Origin of the sequence: Duganella violaceipulchra (assembly GCF_019166075.1) — a bacterium.
Taxonomy (GTDB): Bacteria; Pseudomonadota; Gammaproteobacteria; order Burkholderiales; family Burkholderiaceae_D; genus Rugamonas; species Rugamonas violaceipulchra.
In genome coordinates, this window is sequence record NZ_JAHTGR010000003.1 from 22,250 (window position 1) to 48,517 (window position 26,268).

Consider the following 26,268-nt stretch of genomic DNA (forward strand, 5'->3'; position numbering starts at 1 on the left):
TACGGGGTTCGATTTGATTGACGTTAACGTAAACGTCATATAATGAACCAAACACAGCACAAAATCCCAAGGGACACCATGAACGACCTCTCCGCTCCGAAAGTTGTAGCCGTGCCGGATCAACCGCGCCTGAACAATAAAGTCCGTTTCGTCACCGCCGCCTCGCTGTTCGACGGCCACGACGCCTCGATCAACATCATGCGCCGCATCCTGCAATCGAACGGCGTCGAAGTGGTCCACCTGGGCCACAACCGCTCGGTCGACGAAGTCGTCACCGCGGCGCTGGCCGAAGACGTGCAAGGCATCGCCATCTCCAGCTACCAGGGCGGCCACGTCGAATACTTCAAATACATGATCGACCTGCTGCGCGCGCGGGGCGGCGCCCACATCAAGGTGTTCGGCGGCGGCGGCGGCGTTATTGTCCCTGACGAAATCGCCGACCTGCATGCCTACGGCGTCACCAAGATCTTCAGCCCGGAAGACGGCCAGCGCATGGGCCTCGTCGGCATGATCCAGTGGATGGTGCAGCAGTGCGACATCGACCTGTCCAGCTACTCGCCAACTTCGCTGGCGCCGCTGCGCGAAGGCGAGATCGCCGCCCGCCACCGTCCGCTGGCCCAGCTGATCACCGCGCTGGAAAACGACAAAGCCTCCCCTGCCCTGCGCGCCGAACTGCTGGCCGCCGCCGAAGGCCTGGCCGTGCCGACGCTGGGCATCACCGGCACCGGCGGCGCCGGCAAATCCTCGCTGACCGATGAACTGATACGCCGCATCCGCCTCGACCAGGGCGATGCCGTCAACATCGCCATCATCTCGATCGACCCGTCGCGCCGCAAATCCGGCGGCGCGCTGCTGGGCGACCGTATCCGCATGAACGCGATCAATCCGTGGAATGGCCAAACGCGCGTCTTCATGCGCTCGCTGGCCACGCGCGAAGCGGGCTCCGAAATCTCGCAGGCCCTGCCCGACGTGATCGCCGCCTGCAAAGTGGCGGGCTTCGACCTGGTGATCGTTGAAACCTCCGGCATCGGCCAGGGCGACGCCGCCATCGTGCCGCACGTCGACGTGTCGATGTACGTGATGACGCCGGAATTCGGCGCCGCCTCGCAGCTGGAAAAAATCGACATGCTCGATTTCGCCGACTTCATCGCCATCAATAAATTCGACCGCAAAGGTTCGCAGGACGCGCTGCGCGACGTCGCCAAGCAGTACCAGCGCAATCGCGAAATGTGGAGCAAGCGTCCGGAAGAAATGCCGGTCTACGGCACCCAGGCGTCGCGCTTCAACGACGACGGCGTCACCGCGCTGTATCAAGGTCTGCTGCCCAAGCTGGAGCAATTCGGCCTGAAGGCCAAGCCGGGCAAGCTGGCGCCGGTGGATGTGCGCTTCTCCAGCGGCAAACACGTGATCGTGCCGCCGGCACGCGCGCGCTACCTGGCGGAGATCGCCGACACCGTGCGCGGCTACCACCGCTTCACCCGCAAGCAGGTGACGCTGGCGCGCGAACGCCAGCAGCTGACCGAATCGAAACGTATGCTGGCCATCGCCCACAAGACCGCCGACTTTGACGACCTGATCGCCGAACGCGATGCCGAGATGGACGGCGGCGCCAAGAAGCTGCTGGCCCAGTGGCCGGACATGCAGGCCGCCTACGCGGGCGACGATTACGTCGTCAAAATCCGCGACAAGGAAATCCGCACCCGCCTGATCCAGCACACACTGTCCGGCACCAAGATCCGCAAGGTCGCCCTGCCGCGTTATGAAGACCACGGCGAAGTGCTGCGCTTCCTGATGCTGGAAAACGTGCCGGGCTCCTTCCCGTTCACGGCCGGTGTGTTCGCCTTCAAGCGCGAAGGCGAAGACCCGACCCGCATGTTCGCCGGCGAAGGCGACGCCTTCCGCACCAACCGGCGCTTCAAGCTGGTCTCCACCGGCATGGACGCCAAGCGTCTGTCGACCGCGTTCGACTCCGTGACCCTGTACGGCGCCGATCCCGCGCTGCGTCCTGACATCTACGGCAAGGTCGGCAACTCCGGCGTATCGATCGCTACGCTGGACGACATGAAGGTGCTGTACGACGGCTTCAACCTGTGCAGCCCGAGCACCTCGGTCTCGATGACCATCAACGGCCCTGCACCAACCATCCTGGCGATGTTCATGAACACCGCCATCGACCAGCAGGTTGAAAAATTCGTCGAAGAGAACAAGCGCCAGCCTAGCGCCGACGAAGCGGCCAAGATCAAGGACTGGGTACTGCAAAACGTGCGCGGCACCGTGCAGGCCGACATCCTGAAGGAAGACCAGGGCCAGAACACCTGCATCTTCTCGACCGAGTTCTCGCTGAAGGTGATGGGCGACATCCAGGAATACTTCGTCCACCACCAGGTGCGCAACTTCTACTCGGTGTCGATCTCGGGCTACCACATCGCCGAAGCGGGCGCGAACCCGATCTCGCAGCTGGCGTTCACGCTGTCGAACGGCTTCACCTTTGTGGAAGCCTACCTGGCGCGCGGCATGCATATCGACGACTTCGCACCGAACCTGTCGTTCTTCTTCTCGAACGGCATGGACCCGGAATACACGGTACTGGGCCGCGTGGCGCGCCGCCTGTGGGCGGTGGCGATGCGCGACAAGTACGGCGCCAACGACCGTTCGCAGAAGCTCAAGTACCACGTGCAGACCTCGGGCCGTTCGCTGCACGCGCAGGAGATCGACTTCAACGATATCCGCACCACGCTGCAGGCGCTGATCGCGATCTACGACAACTGCAACTCGCTGCACACCAACGCCTACGACGAAGCGATCACCACGCCGACCGACGAATCGGTGCGCCGCGCGCTGGCGATCCAGCTGATCATCAATCGCGAATGGGGCCTGGCCAAGAACGAGAACCCGAACCAGGGCTCGTTCATCATGGAAGAGCTGACCGACCTGGTGGAAGAAGCGGTGCTGCAGGAGTTCGAACGCATCGCCGAACGTGGTGGCGTGCTGGGTGCGATGGAAACCGGCTACCAGCGCGGCAAGATCCAGGAAGAGTCGATGCTGTACGAGCACCAGAAGCACGACGGCACGCTGCCTATCATCGGCGTCAACACCTTCCGCAATCCGAAGGCGACCGGCGAGCCGCAGAAGATCGAACTGGCGCGTTCCACCGACGACGAGAAGCAGTCGCAGCTCACGCGCCTGGACGACTTCCACGCCCGCAATGCGGACGCGGCGCCGGCAGCGCTGGCGGCCTTGCAGCAAGCAGCCATCGACAACGCCAACGTGTTTGAAAAGCTGATGGACGCCGTGCGCGTCTGCTCGCTGGGCCAGATCACGACGGCGCTGTTCGAAGTCGGCGGCCAGTACCGCCGCAATATGTAAGGCCGCAGAAAGGGGGCGGCTCGCTGCCCCCTTGTTTGCTTCTATCTCACGCCGCCTCCGCCAACGTTCGCAGCGCTTCGCCAAGCTGGCGCTCCAGTTGATCCACGTTGGCATATCCGGCACTAATGCCGATCCGCCGGCCACCGGCTTCGAGCAGCAGCGCCGGGAAGCTGCGGATGCCCATCGCCCGCACCTTGGCGAATTCGGCCAGCGTGTCGGCTATCGTCGCGGGATGCGACCACGCCGCCAGAAAAGCGGCGACCTCCATCGCAACGCCCTGCCCATGAAGTTCGGCGACGGCGGCCCGGGCCAGCACCGCGCCGTCGGTGGTGTCTAGGCCGTCCACATAGAACGCCCTTTGCAGCGCGCGGAACACCGCCAATTGGTCGGCGCCTGGCGCCACGCGGCGCGCCGTCACGACCGCGCGGCATATCGGCTCGGTGTCGTAGACGAAGTTCTCGCGCGCCATCAAGGCCTTGCGATTGAAAGGCAAACCGCTGCTTTCCTCGACCCGCGCCCAGTGCGCGAGGCGAAACTGCTTGCCGCTGTCGTCCAGCACATCGGTGGCGCCGGCGCGCAAGCCGCCGACCAGGATTTCCACCGGCAGCTCCGGGTGGCGTTCTGACAGCGCCGTCATTTCCTTGCCGAAGCCATAGCACCACGAGCACATGGGGTCACCAACATAGAGCAACTTCATGATTGGCCTCGCATGCCTTGCGACGCGCCGGTGACGATGATGGTTTTTTGTTGTTGCTGCCTCATGATGCTCTCCAAGTAAGTGGTCGGTTTCATCCGACCTCTAACGATCGGATGAAACCACTGTACGCCGGAGGTGGAGGCAGATAAATACGGCCAACTGACAAAAAGTAGTTACGTCATGTAATGAATAGTGGCTACATCCGTATTCATTATTGCTTGCGGCGGCGAGCCAGCGCACCGATGCCGGCCAGGCCAACGATCAACATCGTCATGCCGCCCGGCTCGGGCACGCTGGACACCACAACACCATCCACTTGTAGTCCCTGCCCCAGTCCCAGGAAGGTCGCGTCATACCACTGGCCGCCCTGCATCAGCGCATAGCCGCCCAACGCTTGCGGCGCCATGCCCGGCATGCTGCTTTGACTGCCCGCGCCATAGTTCGACGTGAACACCACCCAGTAAGTACCAGGCCCCACCTTCCAGTCCAGCGCCGACACGCCATTCCAGGCCAGCGCTCCGGCACTGGTGGCGACACTGGCCGATTGCAGCACGCCGCCCGGTATGAAGCCGCCGTCGCCGTCTGCGCCGTTGCTGAACAGGCTGACGCCCACCGTGCCGGCATCGGTGCTGAAATAGCCGGCGATGCTGTCTATCGTCAGCTCGCCCGTCACCGAGAACTGGCCGGCGTAGCTATGGTTGCTGTTGAACGCCCAGCCGCTGCCGACAGCATTCGACGGCGTTCCCGTGTCGACCACCAACGCGGCTTGGGCCGCCCCGGCCGCCAGGCACAGCGCGAAAATGAAACTCAATCGTTTGAAAAACATGTGTCTCCGCCTTTCAGATGTGGATGCGATTACTTCAGTTTGCCGGCGCCGGCGTTGGCCGGCACAGAGGTCTGCGTGGCTGTCGCGGTCTGCAGCGCGTACAGATACGGCGGCGTCCACAGGTTGGCGGTGCTTGGCAAGGCGAGACCGCACTGACCGTCGACCAGGTTGGTGCCCGACTTGTCGCTGACGAAGACGTGACCGGACGAACGGAAGCCGATGTAGTCCTTGCCCTTGATGGCTTTGCCGCAGAACTCAGTCAGCTTGAGACCCGTGATGTTGTAGTAGTGGTTTTCAATCAGCATGTTCGAGCGATAGCGCGCATCGGTACCGCTTTCGAACTTGACATCCACGTCCTTGGTGGAGACGCTGCCGGTGACGAGGTTGTTGAACATATGAACCTGGCCATAGCGATTCAACGGCAAGCGCGTGGTCGCACCGTCCCACCAGTTGCCGCTGAAGGTCACGTGCATGCGACCCTCGTCGCTCCATGCGCGGCCGGAGTCGCCGTTGCCCACCAGCGTGGTCTTGTGGTGCTTGCCGAAGTAGCTGTTGGAGATGGTGACGTAGTCGCTGCCGCGCACCACATCGAGCGCGCCATCATGCCGCGTGGTGTAAGGGGCGATGGCCAGCGAATCCGGCGTGTCGCCGTCGCTAATGGTCAAATGATCGAGGTAGATATTCTGGCCGCGCGATACCGTCAGGCCGTCGGCGTAGGCATTGGCCGAGTCCTCGGGATTGACGTCCCACGGCGTATCGAGCACCAGGTTGCGCACGATGACGTTGCGGGTCCAGGTCGGATAATCGTCGCCGTCCTTGCCGTCGGCGATCCACTTCTTGAAGTCCGCTTCGGGATCGCCACCGGGCGCCAACGCCAGCTCTCCGCCGATCAGCAACGCCGTGCCGGTGATGCGGGCCGCGCGGCCCTGGGCATCGTTGATGCCGACCAGCGTGGTGTTCGACGGCAGGTTGATCGAGCCGCCCAGCTTCTGGTCCGAATAGCTGGTGTACTCCTTGAAGACCGTGTTGTTCTGGCTCCAGCGCAGATCGATGTGGCCGATCACGCGGATGATCTTCGGCTCGTTGCCGGCTTCGTTGATGGCGGCGACCAGCTGCTGGCCGTTGTACACGGTGTAGATGCGATTGGCGGTGGCCGAACCGCCGCCCGTCACCAGCACCGGCGTCTTGCGCGTGCGGGCATGCCATCCGGTGGCAGGCGCGCTATTGCGCTCGAAGGTCAGCACGCCGCCGGTCGGATCGGCCGAGGCGAACTGCCATGCCGGCAGCTTGGGCGCGGCCATGTAGTTGGCGGGATCGTGCAGGCCGTTGACCAGCACCGGCGCCGAGTAATTGCGCACGCCGTATTGGGCCGTTTGCAGAGGGGTGCTGGCGCCGACCAGGGTCTTGGCGTCTATCGTTGCGGCCTGCGCGGCCGATGCCAGCAGAATGCCGGCGGCGATGAGTGAATATTTCAAGGTTGTCTCCATTTTTTTGAAAGTAACTGGCAAAGCAAGTGACGATTCGTACCCACGTGTTGGTGCCTAGCGCGCCGGAGCGAGTCAGGGTCGATATATGCCAACTGGGTGGGGCTGGATAAACATTCAGCATCTGACTGCGATGACTGAAACAGGCACCTTGCGTACCTGTCGCCGTTGCGACGAGGGCTGGGAGCCGAGGTCGCGCAGGTCAAGGATCGAAGCCGGCCGAGGACTCACACCGGCATCAATTGAATTAATACTAATCTGTCAGAAAAAAATATGCAACAAGCTTTCAACGGGGCTCGAAGTGCGGTCCAGCGCCCTCCTGCGCCAGCGCGTCCTGCGCGTTGCGCAGCGGGCAGGCCCTCAGCGACAGGCATCCGCAGCCGATGCAGCCGTCGAGTTGATCGCGCAATTGCGTCAGCGTCTTGATCCGTTCTTCCAGTTCCAGTTTCCACGTAGCGGAGAGACGGCGCCAGTCTGCGACAGTGGGCGTTCGTCCCGACGGCAGCGCATCCAATGCCCGCGCGATCGCCGCCAGCGGCAGGCCGACACGCTGCGCCACCTTGATCACCGCCAGCCGCCGCAGCACCGAGCGCGCATAGCGCCGCTGGTTGCCGCTGGAGCGGACCGAGTGGATCAATCCCTTGGCTTCATAAAAATGCAGCGCCGATACCGCGACGCCCGCGCGTTCGGCCAACTCGCCGACGCCGAGTTCTTTCGAAGGAGATGCCATATAAAATCCTTGACCTCAAGTTAAGTTGAGATTTTATAGTGTCTGCACATTCACTGCCTGAAGGACGCCATGAAATTCATCAACCCACCCGGTCTGTACGACCCACGTCCCAACGGTTACAGCCACGTCGTCGTCGCCGAAGCGCCGGCGCGCATCATCTACATCGCCGGCCAGGGCGGCGAGAGTATCGACGGCGTGCTATCGGAAAGTTTCGAAGCGCAGGTCCAGCAGGCGCTGGCCAACTTGCAAACCGCGCTGGCCGCGGCGGACGCCAAGCTGACCGACGTCGCCAAGGTCACGGCACTGATCGTCGATCACAACGAAGCGCGTCTGGGAATATTCAGCAGCGCGCTGCGCGCCATGTGGGGCGACCACCCCGCCCCAGCCTGCACGCTGATCCCTGTGCCCCGTCTGGCACTCGATGGCATGCTGTTCGAAATCGAAGCCACCGCCGTCATTTAAACAAACGGATTCAATAAAACGGCTCCCGTCGCGGCAAAGTCATGGACATTGCGGGTCACAACCTCAAGTCCATGAACGAGCGCAATTGCCGCAATTTGCTTGTCAACTGGGTGGACCGCCTGTGGTGACATTAAACCGCCCCACACCTGAGCGCAGTCCACGTCAAAATTCAATATGCGATCCGCATACTCACGAATAACCAGATCCAGCCAGGTTTCGAGCCGCACTACTTTGTTTGGGTCGCCGTGCTTGCGGACGTTTTCGATACCACGCCTGATTTCTCCAATAGTCTGCACGCAAAGATAGCGGTCGCTGGGCCGATTCGTAAGGAAGAACCTCATGACACTGGGGTTCGCCTGCCTTCCCTTGCGTGCTTCACTAATGACGTTGGTATCGATCAGATACATAGATGCATCGCACACTAATTCTTGCGAACATTGAAATCGTCGTCTTCACCCACATTGGGCATGCTTGCCAGCACGTCGGCAAACGAACGCCGCTGAGGGCGTTGCAGTGCTTCTTTTAGAATTTCCAGATGTTCAGCTTCGGGACTGCGGCCATGAGCGGCCGCTCTTTGCTTGAGCGCCAGCGCGACGTCGTCATCGACATTTCGCACAATTAGATTGGTGGCCATTGCGGTCTCCCCAAGATCATCGATTTCATCATACATCAACAAAAAAGGAAGCGCACATCAAGAGCTATCCCGGTTGAGCAAGCCCAACCGTTGATCCAGCCAGCAGCACCGGCTGCCACAGCTCTTGCAGTTCGCCGGCCGGCTTGCCGTCCACCAGCGCCAGCAGCATGTCGACCATGCGGGCGCCGGCTTTGTGGGCATCGGGCTGGTCGATGGTGGTGACGTCGACGCCGGCCAGCGTGTCGGCCATGCTGCCCCAGACGATCACCGATATCTCGCGGCCGATGTCGATGCCCGCATCGAGCAGGGCTCGCACTGCGCCTACGCCGGACAGGTGATTGTCGACGATGACGGCGGTGGGACGCGGCGAGCAGGCCAGCAATTGCTGCATCGCCTGGTAGCCGCTGCGGCGGTCCAGCGTGTTGTCGATCAGGTAGCGCGTATCCACTTCCAGCCCGGCCGACGCCATTGCCGCCACAAAGGCGTCCTTGCGCTGGCGGGCGAAGTTCAATTCCAGCGGCGCGCTGACCAGCGCCACGCGCTGATGGCCCAATCCCAGCAAGCGCTCCATCGCCATGCGAATGCCCGCCGCGTTGTCATAGTCGAACCACGCATACGGCGCGTCAAGCTGGGTGCGGCCATGCGCGACGAAGGGGAACTTGGCTTTGCTCAGGAAGGCGATGCGCTCGTCGCGCACCAGCGTGCGGCTGACCACCAGGCCATCCACACGCCGTCCACGCACTATCTGCTGGTACGACGGCTGCTCCGCCGCCGGCGACACCGGCGCGATGATCAGGTTCTTGCTGACCGCCTCCAGCGCGGCCGACATGCCGGCCACCACGTCGAGGAACATCGGATCGCCCAGGTCCGCCGGCAGCAGCGGGTAGATGATGCCGAACACATTGGTGCGCCCCAGCGCCAGCGAGCGCGCCATCGGATTGGCCTGGTAGCCGTTCTCCTTGGCCGCCTTCAGCACGCGCTCGCGGGTCCGGCCGTTGACTTCGGGGTAACCGTTTAACGCCCGGCTCACCGTGGTTTTCGACATGCCGAGTAAGTTCGCGAGGCGCTCCAGGTTCATAGACAGTTGCTCAATGTTGACCGCTGATTATAGCGGACGGGTCGAAACCACTACCACCTTCATCTACTGCTTTTTTGAAAAAATACAACATAATCAAGACGATAGAAATGGGCACCAGGGTCAGGTAGAAGGCGAAGTGGCCGCTGAAGTTGCCGAACACGTAGCCGGTGATCAGCGAGCCGGTGGTGCCGCCCAGTGCCGAAAAAATCACCAGCAAACCGGTCATGGCCGAATGTTGGTTCTTTGGCAGGGAGCTGAGCATCACCGAATTAATACCAGGGTAGATCGGCGCCATGAACAAGCCGATCAGCGGAAACAGGAAGGTCGCCAGCGGCGCGCTGGACCAGCTGATGTTCGGATCGGCCACCACATCGTGCGTCAACGGCAACGCCAGCAACACCATCGCCGCCATGCCGATCACGCAGGCGTTCATCACCGGATACCAGTTCAACTTGCGCATCAACACGCCGGCCGACAAGCGTCCGATCGCCAGGCAAGCGGCGAAGATGCTGGTCACCTGCACGCTCATTGCCGCCGGCAGTTTCAGGATCTCGTTGTTAAACGTCGGCAGCCAGGTGCCCACGCTTTGCTCGATCAGCACATACAGGAACGCCGTGATGACGAACACGCACACCAGCGGCTTGAAGAACAGCTTGAGCATGGCGGCGAAATCCTGTGCGATGCTGCGGCCTTGCGGCAGCGCCGCCATGTCCTCGTTGAAGGGAGTGGTCAGCAGCAGCACAAACGTCAACGCGCACAACACCGCCAGCACCCAGTAGACCTGCAACCAGCTGTGCGACAGCGGATCGGCCGAATCGATGAAGTAGCCGAACACCCAGTAGGCGCTCAGCACACCGACCATGAAGAAGCCTTCCAGCAGGTTCATGATGCTGGCGTGCTGCTTGCGGTCGGCAGCGATCAGGCCCAGCGTCGAATACACCGACACCTTCACCAGCGCGAACGATACGCCGACGCAGAAGAACAACAGCTTGGTGGTGGCGAATGACGGCAGCACCGGCATCGCCACGCAGGCGGCGGTGACGATGGCCAACCCGGCCAGCATGGCCTTCTTGTAGCCCAACCGCGGCAGGAAGGACGCGATCAGGAACGACACCGCGGCAATCGGCAAATCCTTGAACCCTTCCAGCACACTGGCGCTGGACTTGGTGATGCCGTAGTTGTTGATGACCTGAAGGATGACCGTGCCCACGCTATTGAGCAGGATCGCAAATACAAAGTAAATCAGAAATAGCGCAAATAGAATGCGATTGTTCTTCATACTGTCTCCGAATTTTTATTATTTATATAATTTAGTATGATTCGAGATTGAAGTCGCTCAGGCTCGTGATGACCACGTCGGCCTGAGTGAGCACAAAGGGATGGCCTATCCCCAGTGCGAACATGCCGGCCGACTTGATCGAGGCCACGCCGGCCACCGCATCCTCCACGCCGAGGCAGTCTTCCGGCGCCACGCCAAGCTCCCGCGCCGCCTTGAGGAAGATCTCCGGGTCCGGCTTGCCGCGCGCGATGGTGGCCGCATCGACCACATAGTCGAATTTATCGGTGATGCCCAGGCGGCCCAATACCGTAAAGGCGTTCTTGCTGACCGATGCCAGGCCGATGCGCAAGCCCCGCGCGCGCACCGTGTCGAGCGCCCGCACCGCGCCCGGCAGCAGATCGGCTGCGGACATGGTGGCGATCAGCTCCTGGTAGTGCAGGTTCTTCTCGTCGGCCAGCGCCAGCTTTTCCTCTCTAGTGTACGCCCGCTTGGACGACGCCAGGATCAAGTCCAGCGATCCCAAACGGTCGATGCCCTTCAGGTTCTCGTTGAAGGCGTGGTCGAAATGCACGCCCTGCGATTCCGCCAGGCGCTTCCACGCCAGGTAGTGATAGTGAGCGGTGTCGGTAATGACGCCATCCAGGTCAAAGATAACGGCTTTAAAGCGGCTCATGCAAAACTCCTCGATTGCGTCGGTTGCGACAGCGTCAGTGCGACAGGTTCGCCGCCATGGGTAAAGTTCAGGGCCTCGCCTTGCAGCAGGCGGTAGTCCGCGCGGCCCGGCTCCACGTGCACTTCCAGCAGCGCACCCTTGAAATGAATCTTGAACGTGTAGTGCTGCCACTGCTTCGGCACCGACGGCGCGAAATGCAGCTCGCCGCCCACCACGCGCATGCCCGCGAAGCCATACGCCACGCCCATCCAGGTGCCGGCCATCGCCGCCGTGTGCACACCGTAGTGCGTGTTGCCATGGGTGTCGTCCAGGTCGAGGCGCGCGGTCTCCATGAAGTAGTCGTAGGCCTTGTCCTGATAACCCACCTCCGCCGCGATGATGCTGAAGATGCAGGAGGACAGCGACGAATCGTGCGTCGTCACCGCCTCGTAGTAATCGAAGTCGCGGCGCTTGTCTTCCAGCGTGAACTGGTCGGACAGCAGCAGCAACGCCAGCACCACGTCCGCCTGCTTGCACACCTGATGGCGGTAGATCACCATCGGGTGGTAGTTCAGCAGCAGCGGGTAGTTCTCTTTCGGCGTGTTGGCGAAATCCCACACTTTCTTGGACAGGAAGCTGTCGTCCTGCGCGTGGATTTGCAGCGCTGCGTCGTAGGGAAGGTTCATCAGCGATGCGGCGCGGCGCCATGCGGCCGGCTCGTTCGCCTCCAGCACAGTGGCGGCGGCGATGCGGGCAAACTCCGCCGGCTCGCGCGCCTGCAACTGCTCCGCGATCGAGGCCGCGAAGTTCAGGTGCATCTGCGCCATCGCGTTGGTGTAGTAGTTGTTGTTGACCAGCGCCGTGTACTCGTCCGGACCCGTCACCTGGTTGATGCAGAAGCGCCCTTCACGGTCGTAGCTGCCGATGCCCATCCAGATGCGCGCCGTCTCCATGACGATTTCCGCGCCGTGCCTGACCAGGTATTCCTGGTCGTTCGTCGCTTCCATGTACAGCTTGATGGAATAGGCGATGTCGGCGTTGATGTGGTACTGCGCCGTCCCCGCCGGGAAGTAGGCCGAGCATTCGTCGCCGGCGATGGTGCGCCATGGGTACAGCGCGCCGGTCGCATGCGACATCTGGCGTGCGCGCTCGCGCGCCTTCGGCAGACCGGCGTAGCGGTACTCCAGCAGCTTGCGGGCGATCTCCGGCTTCGAGTACAGGAAGAACGGGAAGATGTAGATTTCCGTGTCCCAGAAATAGTGTCCCTCGTAGCCCTCGCCCGTCACGCCCTTGGCGGAGATGTTGGTCTTGCCGTCGCGGCCCACCGATTGCAGCAGGTGGAACTGGTTGAAGTGGATGCCTTGCTGGAGCGCGTCGTCACCGGCGATCTGCACGTCGGCCTGCTGCCAGAAATCGGCCAGGTACTGCTCCTGCGCCAGGCGCAGATCGTCGAAGCCGGCCGCCTTGGCGGTGGCCAGCGTGTCTTTGCTGCGCCACATCAGCTCCGCCTCGGCGTGGTCGCGCGACGAGAAATAGCTGCCGTACTTGTTCAGCGTGACGGTCTGGCCGGTCTGCGCTTGCAGCTCATAGGTCTGCGTCAGGCGCTGTTCCACCTGGGCGATCTCGATGGTCGCATCGGCACCCGTCAGTTCGGTATCGGTGGTGCTGACCAGCATGAAGCCGCTGTTGTGCGTGCGCTGCACCAGCGCCGCGAAGCCGACGTTCTGTTCGTGGCCCACCATGTGCAGCGACTGGCCGGACACCGCCGAACCCACGCGCGGATCGTCGCCGGCTTCCTGGTTCTTCACCGCGCCGTCGAGCGCCGACACCAGCCGCATGCGGCCGTTGAAGTTCAGCGACGTCACCTCAAACTCGATCGCGAACAGATGCTTGTTCTCGAAGCACACCAGGCGGCGGCTGCGCAGCTGCACGCTGCGGCCCTGCGGCGAGGTCCACTCCACAGTGCGCGTCAGCACGCCGGTGCGGAAGTCCAGCACCCGCTCATACGACTGCACCGAGCCGCTCAACAAATCGAAGCGCTCGTCCTCCAGCCACAGCTCGACGCCCTTCGCATTCGGCACGTTCAGCATGAACTGGTTCACCTTCGCCAGGCCATAGGCCGCCTCCGGGTACTGGATGGGCTCCGATTCGTAGAAACCGTTCAGGTAGGTGCCGTCGAGCGAGGTGCCGGCCGGGCCGCTGTAGCCCTCCTCGCCGGTGCCGCGCAGGCCGATGTAGCCGTTGCCCAGCGCGAACAGGGTCTCGTCGAGAAAGTGGGAGTCGGTATCGAAACTGGTCTCGCGGATGCACCAGGCTTCGAGGGGATAGGTGTGTTGTTGCACAGCGTATTCCTTAAAAATGCGATTCAAAGCGGTTTGAATTTTGAAAAAAGCCGGTTTTTGGACGTTTTTGGCTTTATTCAAGGGATAAACAGGAAAAGCGGGAAAAACTAGGTCTGGCGTACCATCAGGGTGGTCGGCAGCATTTCGGATGCGACCGGTTGGCCTTCGATTAGGCCCAACATCTTCTTGGCCAGCAACACGCCGCCGTCGCGCAGATACTGGTGCACGCTGGTCAGCGGCGGCACGAAACTGGCTGCGCCGGGCGTATCGTCGTAGCCGATGACGGAGACATTCTCCGGCACCCGCAAATTCTTCTCGGCCAGCGCGCGGATCGCGCCCATGGCCAGCAAGTCACTGGCGGCGAACACGCCGTCGAAATTGGCGCCCTTCTTTTTCAACAGCGCCGAGATGCTGTCGAAGCCCGCCTCGAAGGTGAAGGCCTTGGGACGGATGATATGCACCGTCGCCCGCCCGCCCATCGCGTCGATGAAGCCGGCGCAGCGTTCCTGCACCTCGGCGTGGTCGACGTCGCCCAGGAACACCAGCTTTTGCCGGCCCTGCGAGATGAAGCGTTCGGCGGCGCTGATGCCGCCCTTCCGGTTGTCCGAACCGACCACGATGTAGTCGGTGTCGGCTTCCGGCGCGCCCCACACCACCAGCGGCATGCCGGTCTGCTGCAAGGTGCGCACCGCCTCGCCGTGCGAGCCCTGGCCCAGCAGGATCAAGCCGTCGGCGCCCTGCACCGGCGCCGTGTTCATCAACTGCTTGGACGTCAGCACCACGCTGTAGCCGGCGGTCGTCAGTTCCTGCGTGATGCCGCCCAACAGCTCCAGCGGATACGGATCGGACATCGGCCGGCCGCGCACGGGTGTCATTTCCACCACAACCGCCACCGAATAACTGCGGCCCATGCGCAGATTGCGCGCGCTCACATTGAAACGGTAGCCCTGCTCGCTTGCCAGGATGCGGATCTTCTCGCGCGTTTCCGCGGTCACCAGCGGACTATCGCGCAGCGCGCGGGAAACGGTGATCTTGGAGACGCCGGCCAGCTTGGCCAGGTCTTCCATCGTCAATGCTGTTTCGGCTTTGCGGGCTACAGACTTATTCGAAGGCATTGATCGCTCATAGGTTGAAAACAGGGGGTGCGCACGCATTATGACAGAAATTTTTAATTTGTCGCGGAAAATGACATCGATAACATTTCGATTGACATCGATATCATTTCTTGTTTCAATGACCCATCTTCACGAATCGTGGAAGATGGGGATGGAACTACCGGAGGCTGTTTTGGCTGGTGGCGCGCCGTCCAGGAGACGATTTACACCATAAGAAAGCATAGACCACATGAAAAGCCAGAATCCGTTCTTGTTATCCGCAGTCACGGCTGCCGTCCTCACGCTCGTCAACCAGACCGCCGCGCAAGCCCAGAGCGCCGCCCCGACTGAACAGGGCACCTCCAAGGAAGTGACCGCCGAAGTCCAGCAAGTGGTCGTCACCGGCGTGGCCTCGGCGCGCGGCGTGCGCAAGGTCGACTCGGCCTTCTCGATCACCACCGCCACCGAAGAACAACTGAAACAAGCCTCGCCCAGCAGCACTGCCGACATCATGAAACTGGTGCCGGGCGTGTATGCGGAATCGACCGGCGGCCAGTCCGGCGCCAACATCGAAGTGCGCGGCTTCCCGTCCGGCAGCGATTCGCCGTTCGTCTCGGTGCAGCTGATGGGCAGCCCGATCTTCCCGCCGCCGACCTTGTCGTTCTTCGAAGGCTCGTCGGCCTTCCGCCTGGATGACACGGTCGAGCGGGTGGAAGTGCTGCGCGGCGGCCCGTCCACCATCTGGTCCAACGCCCAGCCCGGCGCGACGATGAACTTCATCCTGAAAGAAGGCAGCGACACGCCTGAAGGTTCGGTGCGCTTCACCACCGGCACCGGCAGCCTGCGCCGCGTCGACATGTACTACGGCGGCAAGATCAGCGACGGCTGGTACGGCTCGGTCGGCGGCTTCTACCGCAAGACCGACGGCGTGCGCGACGCCGGCTTCCCGGCCGACGACGGCCACCAGCTGACCGCCACCTTGACCCGCAAGCTCGACGACGGCAAGCTGACCATGTACGTGCGTAACACCGACGACAAGAACGCCTTCTACACCGGCGTGCCGCTGATCTCCAGCAACAACGGCCACACGATCTCGGAATTCCCGGGCTTCAATCCGCTGACCGGCACCCTGATGAGCGGCGAAATGCGCAACTTCACCATCGAAGCGGCGCCCGGCAAGACGCTGAACCGCGACCTGGCCGACGGCCGCGGCCTCAAGGCCACCGTGTTCGGCGCCGACTTCGACCAGAAAATCGGCGAGTGGAGCGTATCGAACAAGTTCAACCGCTTCGACGGCGACCTGAACACCAACGCCATGTTCACCGGTAACAACCCGCTGTCGATGAACGACTATCTGAAGGCGGCCATCTCCTCGGCCAACGGCAACGCGGCGACGGTCGCGGCGGCCGGCGGCAAGCTGGCCACGGCCGGCACCGCCACCTATGTGCACGGCGGCGCGGTCGATGGCAACCAGCAAGTGGTGCAGGCCGGACTGTGGTCGGTGGAGAAGAAACTGACCTCGTTCACCGACGAACTGCGCGTCAGCAAGGAAGTCGTCAAGGACCACACGGTGACTGTGGGCGGCTACTTCGCCGACTACTCGTCGCGCGATGTCTGGTACCTGGGCAACAGCCACCTGATGTCGGCCGTGCCGCAGGCCAGCCTGATCAACGTCACCCTGAACAACGGCGTGGTCGTGTCGAAGAACGGCACCGACGGCAATGTGTTCTACGCGCCGGTCGCCTCGTATGACGGCCGCAACACCGCCGGCTTCATCTCGGACGAGTGGAAAGTCAACGACCGCATCAAGGTCGACTTCGGCATGCGCCATGAGCAGCAGAAGATCAGCGGCACGATCTCCAACCTGACCTCGGGCGACACCGACAACAATCCGCTGACCGTGTACAACAACGGCACCTCGATGCCGGACGGTTCCAACACCTACCTGAGCCGCACCGACAGCGCCAACTCCTTCACCATCGGCGGCAACTACAAGCTGGCCAAGGATACGGCGGTGTTCGTGCGCGCCAACCGCGGCCACACCTTCATCTCCTTCGACGACCTGCGCGGCGCCGGCAACCAGAAGGCAGTCAACGACCGCGGCATCCTGCCGACCCCGAAAGTGAGCCAGTACGAAATCGGCTTCAAGACCGCGAACCAGCTGTACAGCGCCTACATCAACGCCTTCCACACGGAATTCGACGGCATCGCCTTCACGCAGATCCTGGCCGACGGCCGCGAACTGCATTCGATCAGCGGCTCCAAGGGTAACGGCCTGGAATTCGAACTGGCGGTGCGTCCTATCGCCAACCTGCAACTGGCACTGACCGGCGATTACCAGAAATCGGAATACCGTGACAATCCGGACACCGCAGGCAAAACCGTCCAGCGCCAGCCGAAGCTGCAATTCCGCTTCACGCCGACCTACAGGATTCCCATGGGCGACGGCAACTCGGCCAAGATCTACGGCACCTACACCTCGATCGGCGAGCGTTGGGCTGACCAGGCCAACCAGCAGTATCTGCCGTCCTACCGCACCATCGATGCCGGCGTGCTGTTCTCGCTGGGTGAGAAGATCGAAGTGCGCCTGGCCGGCACCAATCTCAACAATGAGCTGGGCCTGACCGAAGGCAATTCCCGCCTGACCGCCGGCGGCACCGGCCCGATCAACGCACGTCCGCTGTTTGGCCGTACCTGGGAAGCGTCGTTGCTGTACCGCTTCTAAACTGTAGATCCCTCCCTCACAGGCAAGGCGCGGTTAGCCTTGCCTTTTTTGTTTTTGTGGCCTACTCTGCAATTGATCGTACTCAATACGATCCTGCCTTACCATGCCTGGAATTATTGCTAGGGGTTAGATCGTGGCTACCGTAACGTCCGTCAGCGCGCTGCAAGCATCGATTGCACAGGCCGAAAGGCAGGTGCAAACGGACCAGTCGCGCGTGAACCAGGACGCCAGCCGGCTGGAGCAAAGCCGGGTGCAGCTGACCAAGGATAAGCAGACGCTGAGCGACACCCAGCAAGAGAGCGATCAGGCGTCCGCGCCGCCGTTGAAGGCGGCGCCAGCCGTGAATTTGAATAATGCGATAGAAAAACCGTCCCGCGCCGAGCAAGTGCTGCCGGCCGACCTGCAAGCGCCGCCCAAGCCGCGGATCAACGCCCAGGGCGAGACCATCGGCAAGCTGATCAACGTCGTCGCCTAACTGGGGTCAAGTCTGACATTCGGACACGAACTCTGCCGTAGGCGCACGCCTACGGCAGAGTTCGTGTCCGAATGTCAGACTTGACCCCATTGTTTTAGCCGGCGGACATTGCCGCTTCCAATGCCTTCACCTCGTCCCACCAACGGCCATCCGCCAGCGGCTGGTGGATATCGAGCGCCTTGCCGATTTCAGGCGTAGCCAGCGGCAGCCGGCGTTCCGCCGCCAGCTCGTGGATGCGGTCGAACGGATCGTGCCAGGCGTGCAGCGACAGGTCGAAGGTGCCGTTATGAATCGGCAGCATCACCTTGCCGCGCAGATCGATGTGGGCCTGCAGCGATTCCTCCGGCTGCATATGCACATCCGGCCACTGCGGATCGTAGGCGCCGGTTTCCACCATGGTCAGGTCGAATGGGCCATGACGGCGGCCGATTTCCTTGAAACCGTCGAAATAGCCGCTATCGCCGCTGAAAAACACCTTCACGTCGCGGTCTTCGATGACAAACGACGCCCACAGCGTCTTGTTGCGGTCGCTCAGGCCGCGGCCGGAAAAGTGCTGGGCCGGCGTCGCCACCAGCTTCACACCGGCAACATGGGTCGATTGCCACCAGCTCAGCTGCTGCACCTTGGCGGCGGGTATGCCCCAGGCAACCAGGCGATCGCCCACGCCCAGCGGCGTGATGAAGTGCTCGGTCTTGGCGGCCAGCTTGATCACGGCGGCGTAGTCCAGGTGGTCGTAATGATCGTGCGACAGGATGATGCCCTTGATCGGCGGCAGCTCCTCGATGCTGATCGGCGCCTGGTGGAAACGCTGCGGCCCGGCCCACTGCACCGGCGACGCGCGCTCCGAAAACACCGGATCGGTCAGCCAGAAATGGCCGTTGAGCTTGAGCAGCACCGTCGAGTGGCCGAGGCGGAACAGGCTGCGATCCGGAGCATCCAATAACTGCTGCTGCGTGATCGCATGAACGGGGATGGCCTGGCGCGGCACAGTATCCTTGGGTTTATCGAAGGCAAAGCGCAACATCACGCCCAGCGACTGGAAGAAACCCATCTGATGCATCTTGACCGGATTGCGGAACTTGCCGTCGCGGCTACGCGGCGCGCTGGGCACGGACAGGCCGTCGAGGTCGGATTCGGCGATGGCGGATTGATAAGTCATGATGGGCGACTCCAGGGTTGAGAATGTACACTACACAGTGTAGTTCTTATTTTTTGAAAAGTAAACTACTCGGTGTAAAATAAAGGGATGAACACGCCCCTCAAATTGACCGACCGCAAACGCCAGGCCATCGTCGAAGCCGCCATCGCAGAATTTCGCGTCAGCGGTTTCGAGTCGACCAGCATGGACAAGATTGCCGCCACCGCCGGCGTGTCCAAGCGCACGGTGTACAACCATTTCCCCAGTAAAGACGAACTGTTCGCGCAGATATTGCATGAGTTGTGGAATAGTTCGATGGCGCAGCAACAGCAGCCCTACGATCCGGCCGCGCCGCTGCGCGAGCAATTGCTGGCTTTGCTGTGGAAGAAGATGGCCATGCTGCAGGACAGCTACTTCCTCGACCTGGCGCGGGTAGCGATCGCCGAATCCATCCACTCGCCCGAGCGGGCGCAGGAAATGGTGTCGCGGCTGACCCGCAAGGAAGAAGAAGCGGTGGTCTGGCTGCGCGCCGCCCAGGCCGACGGCAAGCTGCTCAAGGCCGACCCGGTGCTGGCCCCGCAAATGCTGACGGGCCAGTTGAAGACCTTCGCCTTCTGGCCGCAAGTGACCTTGAACCAGCCGCCGCTGGACGCGGCCATGCAGAAGAAAGTGGTCGAGGCGACCGTCGATATGTTCCTGGCTTACGCCGGCTAGATGTAAAGCCCTTTATTTCATCGAGGCCGATCAGCGAATCAAAGGGACGGGGGAGGTGATTACCTCCAACGGCGCGAGCTGCGCCAGTATTACCAGATGCTCGACGGCCTTCACCTTTTGTATGTGATCTACAGTGGCGGCGCCGCCGAGAGCTAGCGTCGGCACGAAGCCAAACATTTCATCATGTTTTAGGCGGCCCAGTTTTCTTAATACAGGATCGAACATGCCTGCAAAATCATTCACCTTACGAGAAAGTGCGCCAAAAAACAGTCGCACTCCAAAATCCGCCTTCTCGCCGACGAATCTCGATTCTCGTGGAATGCAGTATGAGCCAGGTGCAAAAACTCTGAGGGAATTACCTGTTTTTTCTCCCCAAAAATAGAGCTCGCCAAATGCACTTCGGGCGATAAGGTGATAGCTGTCCTGCTCCATGAAGCGGGTATCACCAATCCACGCCTCCAACGCTGGCTCGTACTCCTGCGGATTAACCGTCCAAAACAGGCCATCGGCATAGCCGCACCAGCCGTGCTCTTCCCAATAGGCTAACAGTTGATCTGGCAATTTCCCCCGGTAGTGATCAATGCTTGAGGGCGGGACATAACGTTTGTCAAATGCCGGGCCAAAGTCGCTCAGGAAACCAGCGAAGTCTTCATCCATTTTTTAGTCCTCTATTTGCATCGTTCAAGTTTTGCATTCATTTTGCTACTACGCATGCCTTCTGGGACTGCTCTTGCCGCTTTATCCAGTTCAGCCAAGCGTTGCCCCTTATTCCATTGAGCACCGATGCGTGAATTAACATTACGATCCCCGAAGCCACTAATCTTGTCCTTGCCTGCTACTACCATGTCGGGGTTATGCAATGCGGCCAACGTCTTCATCTTGTCCGCCGCTATTTGAACGGATTTTTCCTTGGCATCGCGCCAAGACATTCCTTGTTCACGAAGGTTACCAAACGAACTTTCTTCCAGTACATTTTGATAGCCCACTCGGGCATTTCGCGACACATTCGAATCACGCACTGAAGCACCGGACTTAAATGCCTCACGCCCTTTGACATACTCTTCGACCGTCATGTTGTTGATACCCGCCTCCTGGCCTGCAAGTTGGCGGTCAAACTCTGGAATCTTCCCTTGAGGCAGGCCATTGGTCTTGAAGCATGGCACGCTCTTCTTCGGCATGCCACTGGGACGAGGGCGCACCAGTTCTCTCTCGGGGACGCGTCGACGTGGGGGCAGCGGCAGTTCGTCGAGGGCCGGTCCCCCGCCGCCACGTGGCCGCAGCAGTGGCTGGTGACTCAGCTTGCCTTCGTTCTGCTCGACCCATTGCGCCACTTTCGGCCCCAGGCGCGGACTCTGGCTAATCTCTTGCAGCGCCGCCGCCTTGTCGCCCTTACCCCTGGTGACGTAAGCCAGCAATACGGCAAGGATGGTGCTGACCATGATGACATGGCCGTGGGCCAGGTAAAACGCCGCCGCCGACGGACTGCCTTGTGCGGTCATGCCAAAATGCGACAAGCGATCCTGCCGAGTCGGTCCCCACGCCTCGCGAAGGCCCATTTCGTAGTACTTCAGCGCTTCGGGGACGGAATGGAACACACCAGATACCAGCGACTTCAAGCCTAGCATCGACAGCACCATGCCGCCAACATAGCTGCCTGCCGCGGCCCCGGCCGCCGCACCTGGTACCGCGCCAACCCCGCCAAGAAAAGCTCCCCCAACGCCGCCGATCAACCCGCCCGCGATCACCGACCCGCCGTAGTACAAGGCAATGTCCTCGCATACCGACATGAGAACGCCCCAGATCGATGACAGGTTGATGCCGGACAGTCTGCTGGCTATCATGTGCCGCGCCGACGGTCCGGAGTCGGCCAGCGCCCGGCGCACACGGTCCACTCGTCCCATCTGCTCATAACCCCAGCCGGAATGAGATGCATCAGCCGGGCGGCCCATGCTGTCGTAGTGGGGACCAAAGCCGGCCGGCTCTCCGCATCACTTCAGCTCATCTTCTTTGCGCTTGAGGTCGCACCACACGCGCCACGCATCGCCTGTTCCCATCGCATGCCCCGAGCAACGCTCAAGGGGCCATTCTTGCGTGGATGGAGCACGGCTACGTTGACACTACTCAAAGATGGGCGGTCAGGAAAGCGAGGGAAATCGGGCGCTGATTCAATCCGGTTTGACCGTAAGTCAGCGTGCCGTTCCGTTACTCCGAGTCGCCACAACTAGGCGAAGCTGACCGAGTAAATCGGCGGCAAGGTGGTGGAGATGGTCTGCCACTGGCCGCCGCCATCCTCCGACAGCCAGGCGCCGCCGGTGGTCGAGCCCATCAGCAGTATCTGGCCGCAATCGCTGACGGCCAGCCCGTGCCGGTAGACCAGGTCGTAGCAATGCTGCTGCGGCAGGCCGCCGCGCCAGGCGGTGAAGGTCTTGCCGCCGTCGGTGGTGCGCGTGACCGCCAGCGCCGCGTGCGCCGCGATGCGCTTGCTGTCCGCCTCGGCCGGCACGAACCAGGCCGTCTCGCCATCCGTGGGATGCACGGCCGTCACGAAACCGAAATTCGACAGCGGCGCGCTGTGCACCTCGGTCCAGTTGGCGCCGTTGTCCACCGAGCGCCAGATGCCGTTGTGATGCTGGCACCACAGCTTGTCCGGCTCGCCCGGGCAGCGCACGATGCGGTGCGGGTCCTGTATCTGTTGCACATCGGCCATGTCCGGCGGCATGTAGTTGGCGACCATGCCCTTGGCCCGCAGCGACCAGCTCTCGCCGCCGTCGGTGGTCTGCCAGGCGCCGCCGCAGGAGACGCCCACCAGCAGCGCACGGCTGTCGCGCGGATCGACGCAGATGCTGTGGATGCCCGGCACGTCATAGCCGCCGCCCATCCACTGCGCGCGCTCGGGCACGTTCCACAGCCCATCCACCAGCTTCCAGCTCGCGCCCCGGTCGTTCGAGCGGAACAGGCCGCCCGGCAGGGTGCCCGCCCACAGCACGCCCGGCTGGTCCGGCCCGCCCGCCGCCAGCGACCAGATCTGCTTCACCGTCCACTCGACCGGATCGGCGGAGTCGGCCGGCTTGGTGGGGAAGGCCGGCGCCGCCACCTCGACCCAGCTGTCGCTGCCCGCATCGCGCCGGTGCAGCTTGGCGCCGAAGTGGCCCAGGTTCAGGGCCGCATACAAAGTACCGTCGCGCCGGTCCGACAACACCATCGACACCGGATCGCCCAGGAAATGCTGCTGGTCGATATGCCACGCCTCGTGCGTGCGGTAGATTTCGAACAATCCTTTGCGGGTGCCGATGTAGGCGCGGTCGGACATGTCAACCTCCAGAGAGAGCTTGCAAGATATAGACTTTGGAATGCGGCGCGAGCGCATCGTTCAATATTTTTCGCTCGCGGCTGCGTTGTCCGTCGATGAAGATGACGACGTTCTCGCGCAGACAGCCCTGCTCGTCGAGCACGTAGCCGCGCAGCCGTGGGTGGTCGGCAAAGGCGGCGTCGAGGGCGCTGCGCAGATCGGCCGCGCTGGTCTCCACCTGCGGCACGGTCATGAAGCGGCCCAGTTGCTGGGTGAAAACAAGTTGCGCCATCGTTTTATTGCTTGGTTTAGTCGACGGGAATTCAGATTCTATGCCGAATCATCTAAAATGAAAACGCATCAACTAACGGAGCGCTGCATGACGATCACACCGCAAGAGCTGGAACTACTGATGGAAGAAGTGGAGAAGGAAGACCCGATCGATTTCGCCGACCTGCCGTTCGACGAGCACGATCTGCGCGGCCTGATCTCCAACCACTTGTGCGAGATGGCCGAAGCGATGGAAAACTTCAGCGAGGAAGACAAGCACCTGACCCTGCTCGCCGTGGCGGCCAAGCTGGTGCTGGAAAACATGGTGCTGAACATCCAGCTGCTGCGGCGCCACGGCGTGCCGCTCAGTGTATCGACCGACGCGCTATTGAGCCGCCTGCGCAAACGCGACGACGATCCGCCCGGCTAAGCCGTACACGATTGCTTCATGCTGATACCATTTTCTGCTACCATAAACTCATGAAGCGCAAACACCAAAGCACACTCGAGCGGCGCGTGTTCCACCGACCGCATCCCGAACCTGTGGCGGACAAAGGTGCGCTTGGATCCATATGAGGTTCGAAGATCACGGAGTTAAGCCATGAGCATGCAGAACACAATGACGATTGACGGCCACCAAGCGGTGATCACATTCGACCCGGAAATTCAAATGTTCCGAGGCGAGTTTCTCGGTCTGAATGGCGGGGCTGATTTTTACGCGAAGGATGTCAAAGGCTTGCAGCGGGAGGGGAGAATTTCGCTAAATGTCTTTCTGGAAGCGTGCGCCGAAGACGGCGTGGAACCACGAAAGAGTTTTTCGGGGAAATTCTCGCTGCGGGTTGCGCCTGCGACTCATGAGGCGGCAGCCGTTGCCGCCGCCGCGCATGGGAAGAGCCTCAATCAATGGGCTGAAGACGTACTACGTAAAGCAGCTCTCGTTTGATGTTTGAAGTAAAACGATCGTTACGTGCTCTGTAACAGCTGTCAGAGCAAGCCAAGTGACTCAAGTGGAGTCGGCCGCTTCCGGCCAGCAGCAGACATCGAATTACCTCTTAATTGGCTTACATGGGTGCGTGCGAAAGCTGACTGGTTGGACCCACTTATAGGCGTCTCAGACCTCATTTTAGACGCACCCGAGCCCAGCCGCCCTCGTTACTTCTAACGGTCTACACTCGACGGTCAGTCGCCCACTTTCGACGATACGTCCATCTAAAACTTAAAATCCTTCGGCTCAACATTATGATTTCAAAGAGTTTTCGGTACGATTCTGCGTTTCTGCATTTTGTACCGAAAACGTTTCTCACGTCGTCATTTACAGTCGATTTTGATGTCGTTCTGCCCGACATATTTTCCTTTGCGGGAGGTGATAATGCAGACATCTGTGGCATCCGGCAATTGGCGCGCTAAAGTCACTTGGTCGGACTCGCCGTAAGTGCACGCCAGCCATTTCCCATTAGGGAATTTTCCGTCGATTTTATAGGCATAGACGATTCCCTTCTTGTCATGCCGCTCGCTATCTTCTACGAGTTCGCCGAGCATTTCAGGTGGACTACTCATTGGTGCCGCACCATGGAGGTACAGCGGTGAGCCCACAAAGGTTTTCCAGCCAGTCGGCGTATCCACCAGTTGAACTGATTTCTCTGGAATTGACGCGGGGCACTCAAGGACGGGGGGCGCGGCAACTGAGGTCGACGGCGCCGCGAGCATGAGGGCTATCGCACAACTGGCAGCCAATGCTACGTGGCGGACGAAATCTTGGTTTCTCTGGCGGCTCATGAGCACTACTCGATAACAAAGAATGCATCGGCATTATTGCTGGGATGCTTGAAGTTGCCCTTCTTGTCTTTGCCAAGGTTAGAAGCCGCACCGATATTTTTGTCTTCCCGGGTGCCTTCCATTGGTCCGCAACATAGATTCCGTTGACGCCCTGTCGTATGTACAGGGCAGCGTGATTTCCGTGTCTGCGATTCGCGTAGCGTCCCTTTTCGAACGTGGCGATGGCGGTACCCGCTCGCAATGTCGTATTACCCACTGCGGCCTCTCCTTGCCGCCAATGAGGCGTTGTCGGTGCCCCCGCGTATTCCTGGACAAGTGCGACGCATTGATGACTGCCTACGACAGGTTCGTCTTTGAGCTCTGCTGCCTTTGGATAAACGTAAGACATTTCCGGCCCTCCTAAGAAGAATTGGGAATGTCTTAAATTTACGGCGGAGGGGAAAACACCCCTTTGAACAAAAACAAACACGATGCTGTTAGGCAGCGACCTTTTACCAGCGTCAACTAGGCGCGTCTGCTAGGGCTTGCTCTCGTGGCTGTGGGGGCAGCTCTTCAGTTGCAAAGCGCAACAACAAATGGATTCCGCACTCCTTGGTTCGAAGCACATTAAATCTGTCTTGACCGTAAGGCTGAACGGCTCACTGGGCTGCTACTTGAGTTCCTAAAATCATTAGGACTGAGTGCAAGACAACCAGCCCAGCTAGATCACTCATGCTGGTTGCAATTGGTCTCAGATCTGCCGTTGGAGTTCTTTACCTTATATTTGGCGCCAACGGTTTAATATGCCTCGACGGGTCAACGATGACCGGAACTTTTGTTCAAGTTTGCAAGACTGCGCAGCTGGGCCCTTTCGGGTGATGAGGCTCATATTTACGAACGTCCGAGATGGGGCGGTTGCTGTCGGTCACAGCACATCGTGTGTCAGGTCAAGCGGATTTGGAGGCGGCCGGCGCCACGATAAGCAGGTCGGTTTCGGCGATGGCCACGCACGGCAGGATGTAGCCTTCGCGCTTTTCGTCCAGGCTCAGGCCCGGCCACTCGATCAGGTAGCGCACCGTGCCGCTGGTGCTCAGGCAAATGCAGGTGCGGCAAGTGCCGTTGCGGCAGGAGCTGGGCAGGCGCACGCCGGCGCGTTCGGCGCTTTGCAGCACCGTCGCCGGCGCTTGCGCGTCGAAAGTCCATCCCTGCCCCGCCAGTGTTACCCGTACCGCTTGCTCCATGCTGGTTCCCGAATTGC

General features: G+C 61.1%; 26 protein-coding genes. 7 read left to right on the plus strand and 19 right to left on the minus strand.

What is annotated here, in order from left to right; genetic code table 11:
- The first annotated feature begins 78 nt into the window (after positions 1–78).
- Complete coding sequence (gene icmF, locus KVP70_RS06005) at positions 79–3,366, plus strand: fused isobutyryl-CoA mutase/GTPase IcmF (protein ID WP_217941216.1); 3,288 nt, start codon at positions 79–81, stop codon at positions 3,364–3,366.
- A 46-nt stretch (positions 3,367–3,412) separates the two neighbouring features.
- Here icmF and KVP70_RS06010 read toward each other — a convergent pair whose 3' ends face one another.
- From KVP70_RS06010 to soxR, 4 genes are all read right to left on the minus strand, one after another.
- Complete coding sequence (locus KVP70_RS06010; protein WP_217941217.1) at positions 3,413–4,063, minus strand: DsbA family protein; 651 nt, start codon at positions 4,061–4,063, stop codon at positions 3,413–3,415.
- A gap of 211 nt (positions 4,064–4,274) precedes the next feature.
- Positions 4,275–4,889: a PEP-CTERM sorting domain-containing protein gene (locus KVP70_RS06015; protein ID WP_217941218.1), complete on the minus strand. Its 615-nt coding sequence runs from the start codon at positions 4,887–4,889 to the stop codon at positions 4,275–4,277.
- 29 nt (positions 4,890–4,918) lie between these two features.
- Positions 4,919–6,364 (minus strand): pectate lyase family protein, encoded by a 1,446-nt coding sequence (locus KVP70_RS06020; protein WP_229224645.1) that lies wholly within the window; start codon positions 6,362–6,364, stop codon positions 4,919–4,921.
- Positions 6,365–6,659: 295 nt separating this feature from the next.
- Complete coding sequence (gene soxR, locus KVP70_RS06025) at positions 6,660–7,103, minus strand: redox-sensitive transcriptional activator SoxR (protein ID WP_217941220.1); 444 nt, start codon at positions 7,101–7,103, stop codon at positions 6,660–6,662.
- Between the two features lie 69 nt (positions 7,104–7,172).
- Between soxR and KVP70_RS06030 the strand changes: the two genes are divergently transcribed.
- Entirely contained in the window at positions 7,173–7,565 is a 393-nt protein-coding gene (locus KVP70_RS06030; protein ID WP_217941221.1) for a RidA family protein, read from the plus strand.
- On the opposite strand, the gene KVP70_RS06035 is transcribed toward KVP70_RS06030, so the two are convergent.
- The 7 genes from KVP70_RS06035 to KVP70_RS06065 all read right to left on the minus strand — a co-directional run bounded on the left by KVP70_RS06035 (position 7,562) and on the right by KVP70_RS06065 (position 14,665).
- Positions 7,562–7,972: a type II toxin-antitoxin system VapC family toxin gene (locus KVP70_RS06035; protein WP_217941222.1), complete on the minus strand. Its 411-nt coding sequence runs from the start codon at positions 7,970–7,972 to the stop codon at positions 7,562–7,564. The two genes, KVP70_RS06030 and KVP70_RS06035, sit on opposite strands and share 4 nt — an antisense overlap.
- A 14-nt stretch (positions 7,973–7,986) precedes the next feature.
- Positions 7,987–8,199, minus strand: a complete 213-nt coding sequence (locus tag KVP70_RS06040; protein ID WP_217941223.1) for a FitA-like ribbon-helix-helix domain-containing protein — start codon at positions 8,197–8,199, stop codon at positions 7,987–7,989.
- 64 nt (positions 8,200–8,263) lie between these two features.
- A complete protein-coding gene (locus KVP70_RS06045; RefSeq protein WP_217941225.1) occupies positions 8,264–9,277 on the minus strand; it encodes a substrate-binding domain-containing protein in 1,014 nt (337 codons plus the stop codon).
- A gap of 10 nt (positions 9,278–9,287) precedes the next feature.
- Complete coding sequence (locus KVP70_RS06050; RefSeq protein ID WP_217941227.1) at positions 9,288–10,556, minus strand: MFS transporter; 1,269 nt, start codon at positions 10,554–10,556, stop codon at positions 9,288–9,290.
- A gap of 31 nt (positions 10,557–10,587) precedes the next feature.
- On the minus strand, positions 10,588–11,229 hold the full coding sequence (pgmB, locus tag KVP70_RS06055) for a beta-phosphoglucomutase (RefSeq protein ID WP_217941229.1): 642 nt from the start codon (positions 11,227–11,229) through the stop codon (positions 10,588–10,590).
- Positions 11,226–13,550 (minus strand): glycoside hydrolase family 65 protein, encoded by a 2,325-nt coding sequence (locus KVP70_RS06060; protein ID WP_262311733.1) that lies wholly within the window; start codon positions 13,548–13,550, stop codon positions 11,226–11,228. The genes pgmB and KVP70_RS06060 overlap by 4 nt, the downstream gene beginning before the upstream one ends.
- Positions 13,551–13,657: 107 nt before the next feature.
- Positions 13,658–14,665, minus strand: coding sequence for a LacI family DNA-binding transcriptional regulator (locus KVP70_RS06065; protein ID WP_217941232.1), 1,008 nt, complete (start codon positions 14,663–14,665; stop codon positions 13,658–13,660).
- Between the two features lie 229 nt (positions 14,666–14,894).
- Here KVP70_RS06065 and KVP70_RS06070 point away from each other — a divergent pair, with 229 nt between their 5' ends.
- Positions 14,895–17,369: a TonB-dependent receptor gene (locus tag KVP70_RS06070; RefSeq protein WP_217941234.1), complete on the plus strand. Its 2,475-nt coding sequence runs from the start codon at positions 14,895–14,897 to the stop codon at positions 17,367–17,369.
- A 133-nt stretch (positions 17,370–17,502) separates the two neighbouring features.
- A complete protein-coding gene (locus KVP70_RS06075; RefSeq protein WP_262311732.1) occupies positions 17,503–17,844 on the plus strand; it encodes a hypothetical protein in 342 nt (113 codons plus the stop codon).
- 94 nt (positions 17,845–17,938) lie between these two features.
- Here KVP70_RS06075 and KVP70_RS06080 read toward each other — a convergent pair whose 3' ends face one another.
- On the minus strand, positions 17,939–19,003 hold the full coding sequence (locus KVP70_RS06080; RefSeq protein ID WP_217941236.1) for an MBL fold metallo-hydrolase: 1,065 nt from the start codon (positions 19,001–19,003) through the stop codon (positions 17,939–17,941).
- Positions 19,004–19,090: 87 nt separating this feature from the next.
- On the opposite strand from KVP70_RS06080, the gene KVP70_RS06085 reads away from it, so the two are divergent.
- Positions 19,091–19,696: a TetR/AcrR family transcriptional regulator gene (locus tag KVP70_RS06085; protein ID WP_217941237.1), complete on the plus strand. Its 606-nt coding sequence runs from the start codon at positions 19,091–19,093 to the stop codon at positions 19,694–19,696.
- 30 nt (positions 19,697–19,726) lie between these two features.
- Here KVP70_RS06085 and KVP70_RS06090 read toward each other — a convergent pair whose 3' ends face one another.
- The 4 genes from KVP70_RS06090 to KVP70_RS06105 all read right to left on the minus strand — a co-directional run bounded on the left by KVP70_RS06090 (position 19,727) and on the right by KVP70_RS06105 (position 23,277).
- Positions 19,727–20,353 (minus strand): GAD-like domain-containing protein, encoded by a 627-nt coding sequence (locus KVP70_RS06090; protein WP_217941238.1) that lies wholly within the window; start codon positions 20,351–20,353, stop codon positions 19,727–19,729.
- Positions 20,354–20,364: 11 nt separating this feature from the next.
- A complete protein-coding gene (locus KVP70_RS06095; protein WP_332844198.1) occupies positions 20,365–21,645 on the minus strand; it encodes a DUF6861 domain-containing protein in 1,281 nt (426 codons plus the stop codon).
- Between the two features lie 272 nt (positions 21,646–21,917).
- The gene (locus tag KVP70_RS06100) at positions 21,918–23,006 is read right to left on the minus strand and encodes a WD40/YVTN/BNR-like repeat-containing protein (RefSeq protein ID WP_217941241.1); all 1,089 of its coding nucleotides are present in this window, start codon (positions 23,004–23,006) and stop codon (positions 21,918–21,920) included.
- Position 23,007: 1 nt separating this feature from the next.
- On the minus strand, positions 23,008–23,277 hold the full coding sequence (locus KVP70_RS06105; RefSeq protein ID WP_217941243.1) for a ubiquitin family protein: 270 nt from the start codon (positions 23,275–23,277) through the stop codon (positions 23,008–23,010).
- Positions 23,278–23,364: 87 nt separating this feature from the next.
- On the opposite strand from KVP70_RS06105, the gene KVP70_RS06110 reads away from it, so the two are divergent.
- Both KVP70_RS06110 and KVP70_RS06115 read left to right on the plus strand, forming a co-directional pair.
- Positions 23,365–23,685, plus strand: a complete 321-nt coding sequence (locus KVP70_RS06110; protein WP_217941244.1) for a hypothetical protein — start codon at positions 23,365–23,367, stop codon at positions 23,683–23,685.
- Positions 23,686–23,862: 177 nt separating this feature from the next.
- A complete protein-coding gene (locus KVP70_RS06115; protein WP_217941686.1) occupies positions 23,863–24,198 on the plus strand; it encodes a type II toxin-antitoxin system HicB family antitoxin in 336 nt (111 codons plus the stop codon).
- A gap of 365 nt (positions 24,199–24,563) precedes the next feature.
- On the opposite strand, the gene KVP70_RS06120 is transcribed toward KVP70_RS06115, so the two are convergent.
- The 3 genes from KVP70_RS06120 to KVP70_RS06130 all read right to left on the minus strand — a co-directional run bounded on the left by KVP70_RS06120 (position 24,564) and on the right by KVP70_RS06130 (position 26,251).
- Positions 24,564–25,031: an STY0301 family protein gene (locus KVP70_RS06120; RefSeq protein WP_217941245.1), complete on the minus strand. Its 468-nt coding sequence runs from the start codon at positions 25,029–25,031 to the stop codon at positions 24,564–24,566.
- The gene (locus tag KVP70_RS06125; protein WP_229224646.1) at positions 24,916–25,419 is read right to left on the minus strand and encodes a BPSL0067 family protein; all 504 of its coding nucleotides are present in this window, start codon (positions 25,417–25,419) and stop codon (positions 24,916–24,918) included. The genes KVP70_RS06120 and KVP70_RS06125 overlap by 116 nt, the downstream gene beginning before the upstream one ends.
- A 538-nt stretch (positions 25,420–25,957) precedes the next feature.
- A complete protein-coding gene (locus KVP70_RS06130) occupies positions 25,958–26,251 on the minus strand; it encodes a 2Fe-2S iron-sulfur cluster-binding protein (protein ID WP_217941246.1) in 294 nt (97 codons plus the stop codon).
- Positions 26,252–26,268 lie beyond the last annotated feature (17 nt).